The sequence below is a fragment of the Pseudomonas sp. BW7P1 genome, from assembly GCF_024981055.1.
Lineage (GTDB): Bacteria > Pseudomonadota > Gammaproteobacteria > Pseudomonadales > Pseudomonadaceae > Aquipseudomonas > Aquipseudomonas bananamidigenes.
This window is the reverse complement of record NZ_CP103374.1, coordinates 1526522-1539093: the sequence shown is the minus strand read 5'-3', so window position 1 is coordinate 1539093 and position 12572 is coordinate 1526522. Positions and strand designations below refer to the sequence as shown.

At 60.6% G+C, this 12572-nt stretch carries 11 protein-coding genes and 2 tRNA genes; 9 read left to right on the top strand and 4 right to left on the bottom strand.

Annotated features, from left to right (window positions below; translation table 11 throughout):
- Positions 1–24: 24 nt before the first annotated feature.
- Entirely contained in the window at positions 25–2511 is a 2487-nt protein-coding gene (locus NWV16_RS06885; protein ID WP_260522457.1) for a ligase-associated DNA damage response DEXH box helicase, read from the top strand.
- Positions 2511–3167, top strand: coding sequence for a ligase-associated DNA damage response endonuclease PdeM (pdeM, locus tag NWV16_RS06880; protein ID WP_260522456.1), 657 nt, complete (start codon positions 2511–2513; stop codon positions 3165–3167). The genes NWV16_RS06885 and pdeM overlap by 1 nt, the downstream gene beginning before the upstream one ends.
- Before the next feature lie 39 nt (positions 3168–3206).
- Here pdeM and NWV16_RS06875 read toward each other — a convergent pair whose 3' ends face one another.
- Both NWV16_RS06875 and dcd read right to left on the bottom strand, forming a co-directional pair.
- A complete protein-coding gene (locus NWV16_RS06875) occupies positions 3207–3416 on the bottom strand; it encodes a hypothetical protein (RefSeq protein ID WP_065259270.1) in 210 nt (69 codons plus the stop codon).
- 106 nt (positions 3417–3522) lie between these two features.
- On the bottom strand, positions 3523–4089 hold the full coding sequence (gene dcd, locus NWV16_RS06870) for a dCTP deaminase (protein ID WP_065259269.1): 567 nt from the start codon (positions 4087–4089) through the stop codon (positions 3523–3525).
- Positions 4090–4443: 354 nt separating this feature from the next.
- On the opposite strand from dcd, the gene NWV16_RS06865 reads away from it, so the two are divergent.
- The gene (locus NWV16_RS06865) at positions 4444–4653 is read left to right on the top strand and encodes a cold-shock protein (RefSeq protein WP_002554837.1); all 210 of its coding nucleotides are present in this window, start codon (positions 4444–4446) and stop codon (positions 4651–4653) included.
- A gap of 120 nt (positions 4654–4773) precedes the next feature.
- On the opposite strand, the gene NWV16_RS06860 is transcribed toward NWV16_RS06865, so the two are convergent.
- The gene (locus NWV16_RS06860; protein ID WP_065259268.1) at positions 4774–5781 is read right to left on the bottom strand and encodes a DUF481 domain-containing protein; all 1008 of its coding nucleotides are present in this window, start codon (positions 5779–5781) and stop codon (positions 4774–4776) included.
- Positions 5782–5916: 135 nt separating this feature from the next.
- On the opposite strand from NWV16_RS06860, the gene NWV16_RS06855 reads away from it, so the two are divergent.
- The 4 genes from NWV16_RS06855 to NWV16_RS06840 all read left to right on the top strand — a co-directional run bounded on the left by NWV16_RS06855 (position 5917) and on the right by NWV16_RS06840 (position 10705).
- Entirely contained in the window at positions 5917–6300 is a 384-nt protein-coding gene (locus NWV16_RS06855; protein WP_260522455.1) for an MGMT family protein, read from the top strand.
- A 43-nt stretch (positions 6301–6343) separates the two neighbouring features.
- The gene (locus NWV16_RS06850) at positions 6344–7903 is read left to right on the top strand and encodes an AmpG family muropeptide MFS transporter (RefSeq protein WP_260522454.1); all 1560 of its coding nucleotides are present in this window, start codon (positions 6344–6346) and stop codon (positions 7901–7903) included.
- Positions 7904–8018: 115 nt separating this feature from the next.
- On the top strand, positions 8019–9734 hold the full coding sequence (locus tag NWV16_RS06845; RefSeq protein ID WP_260522453.1) for a proline--tRNA ligase: 1716 nt from the start codon (positions 8019–8021) through the stop codon (positions 9732–9734).
- A gap of 17 nt (positions 9735–9751) precedes the next feature.
- A complete protein-coding gene (locus NWV16_RS06840) occupies positions 9752–10705 on the top strand; it encodes a hypothetical protein (RefSeq protein ID WP_260522452.1) in 954 nt (317 codons plus the stop codon).
- Between the two features lie 49 nt (positions 10706–10754).
- On the opposite strand, the gene dinB is transcribed toward NWV16_RS06840, so the two are convergent.
- Positions 10755–11816, bottom strand: coding sequence for a DNA polymerase IV (gene dinB, locus NWV16_RS06835; protein ID WP_260522451.1), 1062 nt, complete (start codon positions 11814–11816; stop codon positions 10755–10757).
- A 281-nt stretch (positions 11817–12097) separates the two neighbouring features.
- On the opposite strand from dinB, the gene NWV16_RS06830 reads away from it, so the two are divergent.
- Positions 12098–12174 (top strand) — tRNA-Met (locus tag NWV16_RS06830).
- Positions 12175–12379: 205 nt separating this feature from the next.
- Positions 12380–12456: transfer RNA gene (locus NWV16_RS06825), tRNA-Met, on the top strand.
- Positions 12457–12572 lie beyond the last annotated feature (116 nt).

Sequence of the window (12572 nt, the reverse complement as noted above, 5' to 3'; positions counted from 1 at the left end):
ACCTTCAGAGCACACGTCGCCGGCATGGGCACTTCCACCGACTTCGCCAGACACTGGTTCAGCGCCCACGGCTGGAAACCGTTCGCTTTCCAGAAAGAAGTGTGGGTGGCGGTCAAACGCGGTGAGTCGGGATTGCTCCACGCCAATACCGGGGCCGGTAAAACCTACGCCGTGTGGTTTGCGGCGCTCGATCGGTTTGCCCGCTCCAGACCTGCCGCAAACACCCCCCGCAAACGCCCGCCACCTGCCGAACCGCTGACCGTCCTGTGGATCACCCCCATGCGCGCGCTGGCCGCCGACACCGCGCGCGCCTTGCAAGGGCCGCTGGACGATCTGCAAATTCCCTGGAGCGTCGGCCTGCGCACCGGCGACACCGGCAGCAGCGAACGCGCCCGGCAGAACAGACGCCTTCCCACAACGCTGATCACTACGCCGGAAAGTCTCACCCTGATGCTCGCTCGCGCCGACGCACAAACCGCGCTGTCGACCCTGCGCATGATCGTGGTCGATGAATGGCACGAATTGCTCGGCAACAAGCGCGGCGTGCAACTGCAGTTGGCCCTCGCCCGCCTGCGCCGCTGGCATCCGGAGCTTATCGTGTGGGGCATATCGGCGACGCTCGGCAATCAGTCCCACGCCGAACAGGTATTGATCCCACAGGGCGGGGGCGTGAGTGTCCGGGGTCAGAATGAAAAAGACCTGCAAGTCGATACGCTGATTCCACCGCAGATCGAACGTTTTCCCTGGGCCGGCCACATCGGTCTGAAGATGCTGCCGCAGGTGGTCGCCGAACTGGACCTCTGCGCCAGCACCCTGGTGTTCACCAACACCCGCGCACAGTCGGAAATCTGGTATCAGGCCTTGCTGGAAGCACGGCCTGACTGGGCCGGGCTGATTGCCTTGCATCACAGTTCGCTGTCCCGCGAAACCCGCGACTGGGTCGAACAGGCCCTGAAGAACGGCCAACTCAAAGCGGTGGTCTGCACTTCAAGTCTTGATCTGGGGGTGGATTTCCTGCCGGTGGAACGGGTGCTGCAAATCGGTTCGGCCAAAGGCGTGGCGCGCCTGATGCAGCGTGCGGGACGCTCGGGCCATGCGCCCGGCAGAACGTCGCGGCTGACCCTGGTGCCGACTCACAGTCTGGAGCTGATCGAAGCCGCCGCCGCCCGCGATGCCGTGGCCCAGCGGCGGATCGAGCCGCGCCTGTCTCCCCGCAAACCGCTGGATGTGTTGGTGCAACACCTGGTGAGCATTGCATTGGGCGGTGGCTTTCTTCCCGATGAGCTGTACGAAGAAGTCCGTGGAGCCTGGGCCTATCGCGACCTGACGCCCGCCGACTGGGCCTGGGCGCTCGCTTTCGTACGCCACGGCGGGATGTCTCTGACGGCATACCCGGATTACCGCCGGGTCGAGCCGGATGAGCACGGGATCTGGCGAGTGCCGGACGCGCGCCTGGCTCGGCGTCATCGCATGAGCATCGGCACCATCGTCAGCGACGCCAGCATTCATCTGAAATTCTGGAGCAAGGGCGGAGGCGGCAAACAACTGGGCAGCGTCGAGGAAGGCTTCATCGCCCGCCTCAGACCCGGCGACGGTTTCCTGTTCGCCGGCCGCTTGCTGGAGCTGGTACGCGTGGAAAACATGACCGCCTATGTCAAACGCAGCACGGCGAAAAAAGCCGCCGTGCCACGCTGGAATGGCGGGCGCATGCCGCTGTCCAGCGAACTCGCCCAAGCAGTGGTCACCCGGTTCAGCGCAGCGGCAAACGGCGAGTTTGCAGGCCCGGAAATGCAAGCCTTGCGACCGTTGCTGGAAACACAGATGCACTGGTCGGGTCTGCCGACGACCGACAACCTGCTGGCCGAGGTGCTGAAATCCCGCGAAGGCTGGCACCTTTTCCTCTATCCATTCGCCGGGCGGCAAGTGCATCTGGGACTGGCCAGCCTGCTGGCGTGGCGGGTCAGCCAGCGACTGCCTGTGACCTTCTCGATTGCGGTCAACGACTACGGACTGGAATTGCTCAGCGCCACGCCCGTTGACTGGACCTTGCACCTGGATGGCCCCCTGCTCGGCCCCGAGAACTTATTGCACGATGTACTCGCCAGCCTGAACGCAGGCGAACTGGCACTGCGCCGCTTTCGGGAAATCGCGCGGATTGCCGGTCTGGTGTTCGCCGGCTACCCCGGCGCGCCCAAAAGCACCCGTCAGGTGCAGGCCTCCAGCGGATTGTTTTTCGAGGTGTTCAAACAATACGACGCCGACAACCTGCTTCTGGCGCAGGCCGGGGAAGAAGTCTTGCGAGAAGAACTGGATATTCGTCGACTGGAACAGACGCTGGAGCGAATCAACGGTATGACCCTGGACATGCACCTGATCAAACGCCCGACACCCCTCGGCTTTCCGCTGCTGGTAGAACGCATGCGTGAAAGCATGAGTTCGGAAAAACTCGCCGACCGCATCCGGCGTATGGTCGGCGATCTGGAAAAAACCGCCGACAAGGAGCTGACCTGATGAGTGCGGCCTATCCCGTGCGCCTGGCAGGCGAAGACCTTTGGCTGCTGCCGGAAAAGGCACTGTACTGGCCGGCGCAGCAGGCGCTGCTGATTGCCGATGTGCATTTCGGCAAGGCGGCAGCCTATCGTCGCTTGGGGCAACCCGTACCGCAGGGCACCACGACAGCGAACATTGCCGTGATCGAACACTTACTGGGGCGACTGCCCTGCCGGCAACTGATCTTTCTCGGGGATTTTCTGCACGGCCCCGGCTCGCATGCCTCGGACACCTTGAGTGCCTTGGCCGAGTGGCGTTCACGCCACGCTGATCTGCCGATCACACTTGTTCGCGGCAATCACGACAAACGTGCCGGTGATCCGCCGCAGACGCTGGATATTCGAGTGGTGCCGGAGCCGTTGCTGCTCGGGCCCTTTGCATTGCAGCACGAACCTGATCCGCACCCTGAACGGCACGTTCTCGCCGGACACGTACACCCGGTCTATCGATTGAACGGCAAGGGACGTCAGCGTCTGCGGCTGGCATGCTTCAGGCTGGGAGCACGCGTCAGCCTGCTGCCGGCCTTCGGAGCTTTCACCGGCGGGTATCCGGTGGACAAGGAAGACGACTGTCGGATCTTTGTCATTGGTGACAATGAAATATGGCCCGTCGGCTGAGGTTCTTTACAGGATTCAGCCGAGGGCCCGTCCATTCAGTCACGCGACGGGTGCCGGTGGTGGTTTGTCCGGCAGCGTAGGCTCGCCGGGCTCGGTCGGTTCTTCGTTGGGGGTATCGGGATCAGGCTGGTGAGGAATTCCGCCAGCCAGGGTGACGGGTGGGTGTGCCAGCAACGACCAGGCCAATACGCCAACCTGATTGGGCTCGAGCCTTGCCAGTTCGGCAGTGATTTGCGGATCGATCTTCATGGAGCACTCCTCGGCGAAGGCCCGCTACGCTGTTCGCGAAACGGGCAGTACACCTCATAGAGTGTCTACCCGCCAAAGAATTCCCGCCGACCGCCGGATGGACGGCTCAAGTGCGTGGCAGGGTCACGCCACGTTGGCCCTGGTACTTGCCGGCACGGTCCTTGTAGGAGACTTCGCATTCCTCGTCGGACTCCAGGAACAGCATCTGCGCCACGCCTTCGTTGGCGTAGATCTTCGCCGGCAGGTTGGTGGTGTTGGAGAACTCCAGAGTCACCTGGCCTTCCCACTCGGGTTCGAGCGGGGTGACGTTGACGATGATGCCGCAACGGGCGTAGGTGCTTTTACCCAGGCAGATGGTCAGCACATTGCGTGGAATCCGGAAGTATTCAACGGTCGTGGCCAGGGCGAAGGAGTTCGGAGGAATGATGCAGACGTCGCTGTGGACATCGACGAAGCTGCCGGCGTCGAAATTCTTGGGGTCGACGATGGCCGAATTGATGTTGGTGAACACCTTGAAATGGTTGGTGCAACGCACATCGTAGCCGTAGCTCGACACGCCGTAGGAGATCACCCGGCTATCGTCGCTGCCGCGTATCTGGCGCTCGACGAACGGCTCGATCATGCCGTGTTCCTGCGCCATGCGGCGAATCCACTTGTCCGATTTGATGCTCATGGCGGGGTGTCCTGAATAGCGAGGTGGAAAAATCTGGTCCGGCATCTTACCGGGCGCGCCGCCGGGTTCAAAGTCCGTGGTGCAAATCTCGCCGAACATGCAGGAATTTCGCGGCCTGGCGACGAACCGTCACACCGCCGATCCTTAAAACGGAGAAACCTTCGCAAGAAGCATTGGCACGTTCCGGAAAAAGGGTTAAGGTGGCGCCACTGTGCTGCTTGTGTCACTGAGAATCTCTCCACGATATGTTGAATTTCGATCCAACCATCTACAAGAATTTTTCCTGCTCTTTGCACTCAGTCTCGGCCAGGGTTCTTCCTGAGTCGCAGTTATCTTTGTTCAAGGAGTTACACCATGTCTAATCGCCAAACCGGTACCGTCAAGTGGTTCAACGATGAAAAAGGCTTCGGCTTCATCACTCCACAATCCGGTGACGACCTGTTCGTTCACTTCAAAGCCATCCAGTCCGACGGCTTCAAAAGCCTGAAAGAAGGCCAGCAGGTTTCTTTCATCGCTACCCGCGGTCAGAAGGGCATGCAAGCTGAAGAAGTACAAGTTATCTAACTTGCAGCTTCTTTGCTGAAAAGCCCCGCCCTCAAAAGCGGGGCTTTTTTATGGACGTCTGTTTTGTGCAGGCAAAAAAAATCGCAGCCCGTCGAAGGCTGCGATTTTTATTGAACAGCGTTACCAGGCCACGCCGAACCCGGCGGTGTAGCGGGTCTTGTTCAGATCCGCATCCTTGGTGCCGCTGATGATGTCCCGCTCGGCCTTGAGATTGAGCGAGGCCCAGTCCGTCACTTTGTAGCGCAGGCCCACTTCCGAATCCAGGGCGTAGTTGGCAACGTCCGACAGCGGCTTGCCGAGCTCGCCGGTGGTGAAGAACTGTACTTTCTTGCCGATCAGGTAACGGTTGTAGTCCCACTTCATGGCGACGGAATAGAAGTTGTCCTTGCCGCCGTCGCTGTACTCGTAATCCGTCCGGTTGAGCAGCGAGCCGAGCGAGAACGCGCCCAGTTCGTCGTCCCAGAACTGATAGCCCGGACCGGTACCGACCACCCGCTGACGCGACAGCTCTTCGACGTAATCACGCTTGTAGTTCAACCGCCCCTGCCAGAACCACTTGTCGGTCAGGAAGCGGTCCAGCGCGTACTCGGCACGCCAGTTGTTGGTGGTTACCACCTCATCCTGGACTTCGCGGTTGTACTCGCCCTCGGCCGTATGACGCCAGCGTCCATGGCGCGCCGAGGTCTTGAAGCCGACATCGTAGTCATTGGTGTCTTTTTCGGCACGCTGATAATCCAGGGCCAGGTCGACGTTGCCCTTCCACACCAGATCCTCGACCACAGGCTTGGGTTTGAGAATCTGCTGGATACTCGCCAGCTCGACGGTTTTCGGCGCTTCACCGTTGGCCAGGGTGACCTTGCCGTCTTCGGCGGCGGTCAGCGACTTGGCCTTCTCGCCGCTGTAGGCGTCCTGCTTGACCAGTAGCTCCTGATCACTTTCAAGTGTCTTGACCTGTTTCCAGTCAATGGTGACCGCGCCGGCGTACTGGGTCTGGACCAACAGTTTGCCGCCGTCGAACAGGGTGATTTTGCCGCTCAGCCTGTCACCGTTCTTTAACCAGACGGTATCGGCAAGCAAGGGCGTGGACGCACTGAAGACAGCAAGGCACAGCAGGGTTCTGGACAACATAAGCGAATCGGGGGCTCGGGTTTGCGAAAAAAAGGTCGGCATTATCCGTAGGAATAATCCTCTGACAAGGAGTGACCCGGCTATTTCTATTGAGTTCATTTCTCAATTGCCCGGTCACGGATTACGCTTTGACCGATGAATCGATCTTGTTCAGGAACCGCGCCCGTGACAGACCCGATACCCGCCTGCGAAAACGACCCGCAAATCCGACGCACGGCACTCTATTCGACCCTTGCCCAAGTGCCCGAAGGCAAGGTCGTCAGCTATGGTCAGTTGGCCGAACTGGCCGGGTTGGGGCGCGCCGCCCGCTGGGTCGGCCGTACGCTCAGTCAGTTGCCCGGCGACACGAAGCTGCCCTGGCACCGCGTGCTCGGTGCCGGCGGTCGGATCAGCCTGCCGGCGGGCAGCCCTTCGGGCGATGAGCAGCGGGCGCGATTGCGTATGGAGGGCGTTACGATCCTGAACAATCGTGTGGATATTCGGCGCCATGGCTGGCGTCCGGTAGAGCACAGCGGTTAGAGTGCGCGCTTTGTTTTCGAAATCTTGAGGCAGACTTCAGCCCATGCCCCGTAAAACCTGGCGCGCCGCGCTCGCCGCCTATGCCAGTCCTTCGACGCTCGTGCTGTTGTTGCTGGGTTTCGCCGCCGGCCTGCCGTACATGCTGGTGTTCTCGACACTTTCGGTCTGGCTGCGTGAAGCCGGTGTAGCCCGCGAGACGATCGGCTATGCCAGCCTGATCGGCCTGGCCTACGCCTTCAAATGGGTCTGGTCGCCCCTGCTCGATCAATGGCGCCTGCCGTTGCTGGGCAAGCTGGGGCGACGCCGTTCGTGGCTGGTGCTCGCGCAGTCGCTGGTGATCCTCGGCCTGGTCGGCATGGGCTTCTGCGACCCGCAGAAACACCTGTCCTGGCTGATCGCCATTGCCGTGATCGTCGCCTTCGCCTCCGCCACCCAGGACATCGCCGTCGACGCCTATCGCCTGGAAATCGCCGAAGACAGCCGTCAGGCCGCGCTGGCCGCCAGCTATATGTCCGGTTACCGGGTCGCCGCCCTGTTGGCGACGGCCGGTGCATTGTTCTTTGCAGAAGGATTCGGTTCCACCGGGTTCAACTATCAGCATTCCGCGTGGACCGGCACCTACGTGCTGTTCGGCGTATTGATGGTTCCCGCCCTGATCACCACGCTGCTGATGCGCGAGCCACCGGTACCGCTGCGCACCCAGTTGCAGGCCGGACGCTACAGCTTCATGCATCAGCTGATGTCGGTGTTCGTGCTGATCATCCTGCTGGTCTCCGTACCCGCCATGTTTACCCAGCTCTACAACACTGACTTTGCCAGTGTGCTGTTCGGCACCATGACCCCGCTCGACCTGCTGCTGGAAGACCGGGCCTTCCTGCGCGCCATCCTCTACACCCTGCTGACCGGCCTGTGCCTGTCGACCATGGGGCGCCGCGGTCTGGCGCCGGTGCTGACACCGGTCAACGACTTCATCCTGCGCTACCGCTGGCAGGCTTTGCTGCTGCTCGGCCTGATCGCCACCTACCGCATGTCGGACACGGTGATGGGCGTGATGGCCAACGTGTTCTATATCGATCAGGGCTTCACCAAGGATCAGATCGCCAGTGTCAGCAAGATTTTCGGTCTGATCATGACGCTGGTGGGCGCCGGTATGGGCGGCTTGCTGATCGTGCGTTTCGGCATCCTGCCGATCCTGTTCATCGGCGGCGCCGCCTCGGCAGCCACCAACCTGCTGTTCGTGATGTTGACTGACATGGGCCCGAACCTGCAGATGCTGGTGGTGACCATCTCCCTCGACAACTTCAGCTCGGGCATGGCCACCTCGGCGTTCGTCGCCTACCTGTCGAGCCTGACCAACCTGAAGTTCTCCGCCACCCAGTACGCCCTGCTCAGCTCGATCATGCTGCTGCTGCCACGCCTGATCGGCGGCTACTCCGGCGTCATGGTGGAGAAGTTCGGCTATCACAATTTCTTCATGATCACGGCGGCACTCGGCGTGCCGACCCTGGTGCTGATCGCCCTGCACTGGTTCCAGGAAAGCCGCCGCGAAGGCCCGACCCCGACCCCGGAACCCGTGTCGACGCCGGTCGCCGAAGAATCGTAAGACATCTCGCACCCGGCGGAAGGGTTTGCGCCGGGACCGCACTTCTGTACGTCGGCAGCTCTCGCCGGTACACTGCTCCGTCATTTCCAGTCATAGCAACCGACAACGGCCAACCATGCGCACCAGTCAATTTTTGCTCGCCACACAAAAAGAAACGCCTTCCGACGCGGTCGTCATCAGCCATCAGCTGATGCTGCGCGCCGGCATGATCCGCAAACTCGCCTCGGGCCTGTACACCTGGCTGCCGATGGGCCTGCGGGTAATGCGCAAGGTGGAAGCCATCGTTCGCGAAGAGATGAACGCCGCCGGCTCTCTGGAAGTGTTGATGCCGGGTACCCAGCCGGCCGAGCTGTGGCAGGAGTCGGGGCGCTGGGAAGAATACGGTCCTGAACTGCTGCGCATCAAAGACCGTCACGGTCGCGACTTCTGCGCGGGCCCGACCCACGAAGAAGTGATCACCGATCTGATGCGCAACGAGTTGAGCAGCTACAAGCAGCTGCCGATCAACCTGTACCAGATCCAGACCAAGTTCCGTGACGAAATCCGCCCGCGCTTCGGCCTGATGCGCGGCCGTGAATTCATCATGAAGGACGCCTACTCGTTCCACGCCGACCTCGCGTCGCTGCAGGTCACCTATGACCGCATGCACGAGGCTTACTGCAACGTGTTCACCCGCCTGGGCCTGAAGTTCCGTCCGGTCGAAGCGGACAACGGCTCCATCGGCGGTGCCGGCTCCCACGAATTCCACGTGCTGGCCGAGTCCGGCGAAGACGATATCGTCTTCAGCAACGGCTCCGACTACGCCGCGAACATCGAAAAGGCCGAAGCCGTACCCCGTGAAACATCCCGCGCCGCGCCGACCGAAGAACTGCGCCTGGTTGACACTCCGGATACCAAGACCATCGCCGCGCTCGTGGAAAAATTCGGTCTGCCGATCGAAAAGACCGTCAAGACCCTGATCGTGCACGCCGAGGAAGAAGGCAAGCTGATCGCCCTGATCATCCGCGGCGACCACGAGCTGAACGAAATCAAGGCAGCCAATCAGCCTGGCGTCGCCAGCCCGCTGGTGATGGCTTCCGATGCCGAACTGCGTGACGCCATCGGCGCCGGTGCCGGTTCCCTCGGTCCGCTGAACCTGCCGCTGCCGATCATCATCGACCGCTCCGTGGCGCTGATGAGCGATTTCGGTGTCGGTGCCAACATCGACGACAAGCACTATTTCGGTGTGAACTGGGAGCGTGACCTGCCGGTTCCGACCGTGGCCGACCTACGCAACGTCGTGGCCGGTGACCCGAGCCCGGACGGCAAGGGCACCCTGGAAATCAAGCGCGGCATCGAAGTCGGGCACATCTTCCAGCTGGGCAACAAATACAGCAAGGCGATGAAGTGCGAAGTGCTGGGCGAGAACGGCAAGCCGGTTACCCTGGAAATGGGTTGCTACGGCATTGGTGTATCCCGCGTGGTGGCGGCAGCCATCGAGCAGAACAATGACGAAAACGGCATCATCTGGAGCGACGCCCTGGCACCATTCCAGATCGCCCTGGTACCGCTGCGCTATGAAACCGAGCAGGTACGCGAAGCCACCGACAAGCTGTACGCAGAACTGACCGCAGCCGGCTTCGAAGTGCTGCTGGACGATCGCGACAAGAAAACCAGCCCGGGCATCAAGTTCGCGGACATGGAGCTGATCGGCATTCCACACCGGATCGTGGTCAGCGACCGCGGCCTTGCCGAAGGCAACCTGGAATACAAGAGCCGTACCGAAGGCCAGGCGCAATCGCTGCCGGTTGCCGACGTACTGTCCTTCCTGCAGGCCCGTATCCGCCGCTGAAACCAGATAGAGACCTCATGTTCAAGCGAAACACCCTGGGCCTCGGTGGTGCCGCCTTGTGCGGCACCCTGCTGGTCAGCGGCTGTGCCAACCACATGTCACAGCGCAGCGAGCACGAAGAGCGGGTCGAGCGAAAACTGCTCGACCACAGCCTGCAGATCGATGTCGGTGAGCCCAAGGTGCTCGAGCTGCCGCAACGCCGCGTGAAGATCAACGAGCAGAAAACCTTCGAAGTCACTGAATACGAAGTGACCCGTCGCTATGACCGTTACACGCCCTACCAGCCCTGGCGGGAAATCTACGAGATCCCGCTCGGCGCGGTGGCCATTGTGGCCGGCGTCGGCGCCAACGTGGTCAACGTGTTCGCCCTCGGCAATCTGCCGGACAGCGTGACCAAGGACTGGCTGAGCTACGGATTCGCCGGAATCAACCCGTTCATGAACGTGCCGTCTCACGGCCGTGCGCAGCAGAACCTGGCCGGCATCGATGAAGTCCAGCGCGACAAGCGCATGGAGTATTCGAGCCTGCCGTGGAGCGAGCGCCCGGTGCAGGTCAAGGCCGGCAAGCAGACCTTTGACATGACCACCGATCGTAATGGTGTGTTGCGCCTGAACCTGCTGGACAGCCCGTTTGCCGACAACGATCTGAATCACGTGGGCAAATTGACGATCAGTGTCGAGGACGCCAAGGATGACGTGCATTCCGACTCGTCCCTGACCATCAGCAGCCATCTGCGCGGCAAGCTGCTGGAAGCCCACGGCCTGATCTACGATGATCTGGAAGACGACGAAGTGAGCGAGTGGGTGCATCGGGTCAAGCGTCTGTCGGAACTGGGTCTGGAAGAAGAAGCCAGTGAGCTGGAGCAAAGCCTGATCGAACTGACCCGTAACGATCCGGAATTGCAGGCGGAGTTTCTCAAGTCGCTGACCAAGGATGCCGGGCGGCTGGTGGCGGATCCCGGTCCGAACTGACAACGCTGACTGGAAAAGCCCGAACCTGTTTCGGGCTTTTTTACATGGGTTACCGCTCGAACAACTCCATCTGCTCGAAGCCGCCGCGCAAGTCCTCCAGCCGCACCCCTACCCCGAGCAGCCGCACCGGTTTGCCGCCACGATTGAACGCCTGCGTCAGCATCAACTGATAACTGCCCAGATCCCGCCCGGCGCCGGCCTGTTCCAGCGTGGTCTGAGTGAAATCATGAAATTTCACTTTGACGAACGGTTTACCTGGCCGATAGCTGCTGTCGATCCGCGCCATGCGGGTTTTCAGGGTCTCCAGAAGCTCAGGAAGCTTGTCCAGGCAACTGCGCAGATCCGGCAAATCAACGTCGTAAGTGTTTTCGACACTGATCGACTGACGGCGACTGTCGTTATGCACCTGACGCTCATCGATCCCACGGGCCAGGCTCCACAGTCGCTCGCCAAAACTGCCGAACTCGCGAACCAGCGCCAGCTTTTCCCACTCGCGCAGTTGCAGACAGTCGCTGATACCGAGCTTGCCCAGCTTGTCCGCAGTGACCTTGCCGACACCGTGCAACTTGCTCACCGGCAGTCCACTGACGAAGTCCTCGACCTGATCCGGGGTAATGACAAACAGGCCATTGGGTTTTTTCCAGTCGCTGGCGATCTTGGCCAGAAACTTGTTCGGCGCTACGCCGGCCGAGACGGTGATATGCAATTGGTTGGAAACCCGGCGCCGGATGTCCTGGGCGATTCGCGTAGCGCTGCCTGCGAAATGCGCGCTGTCCGAGACGTCCAGATAGGCTTCGTCCAGTGAAAGCGGCTCGATCAGGTCGGTGTAATCGCGAAAGATGGTATGGATTTCTTTCGAAGCCTCGCGGTAGGCATCCATTCGCGGCTTGACGATGGTCAGGTCCGGGCACAGTTTCAAGGCATGCCCGGAAGACATCGCCGAGCGTACCCCGTAAGCCCTCGCCTCATAGTTGCAGGTGGCGATCACCCCGCGCCGCTCCGCCGAACCACCCACCGCCAGCGGTTTGCCGGCCAGGCGCGGGTCGTCACGCATCTCGATGGCGGCGTAGAAACAGTCACAGTCGATGTGGATGATTTTTCGCTGAGTCATGGCAGAAAGGAAAACATGGCAAGCCGGAGGGGCAGTATCTCACTGACACCTGTATATAGCACCAGTGGTATGAAGGTTCTTTTCCAGCTGTAGGAAATTGTCTGTGAATTTATTTTCTCAATCGAGAATAACCACCCGATAGAGCTGAAAGCCGCGCCCCACCTGAGCTGCGGCCTCGACGGCATCCTGGTAAAAGAGCTAACCACTTGAACCAGAACAGATTTTATCCGGATTCAAGGTTGACACCCCGGCGATTCTCTGTAGAATGCCGCCTCATCAGACGCGGGATGGAGCAGCCTGGTAGCTCGTCGGGCTCATAACCCGAAGGTCGTCGGTTCAAATCCGGCTCCCGCAACCAGATATCGAAAAAGGCCAATCGAAAGATTGGCCTTTTTTGTGCGCGTCTGTTTTTTCGGATCCACTTGCACTCTACGGAAATCGTTCCGATTCCGAAACTTAGCGCTGCCCCTGCGACCGTTTGCCGCGAATTCACACTTATTTGACCACTCCCGGGATTATCGGTTGACACCTCGCCGTTCGCCTGTAGAATGCCGCCACACAGACGCGGGATGGAGCAGTCTGGTAGCTCGTCGGGCTCATAACCCGAAGGTCGTCGGTTCAAATCCGGCTCCCGCAACCAAACATCAAAAAAGGCTGCTCGAAAGAGTGGCCTTTTTTGTATCTGTGGAAAAAGTCCTTTCGCAACAATGATCTGTCATCGTGCAGTGAACCGTTCAGGATCATCAGACCCGCCAC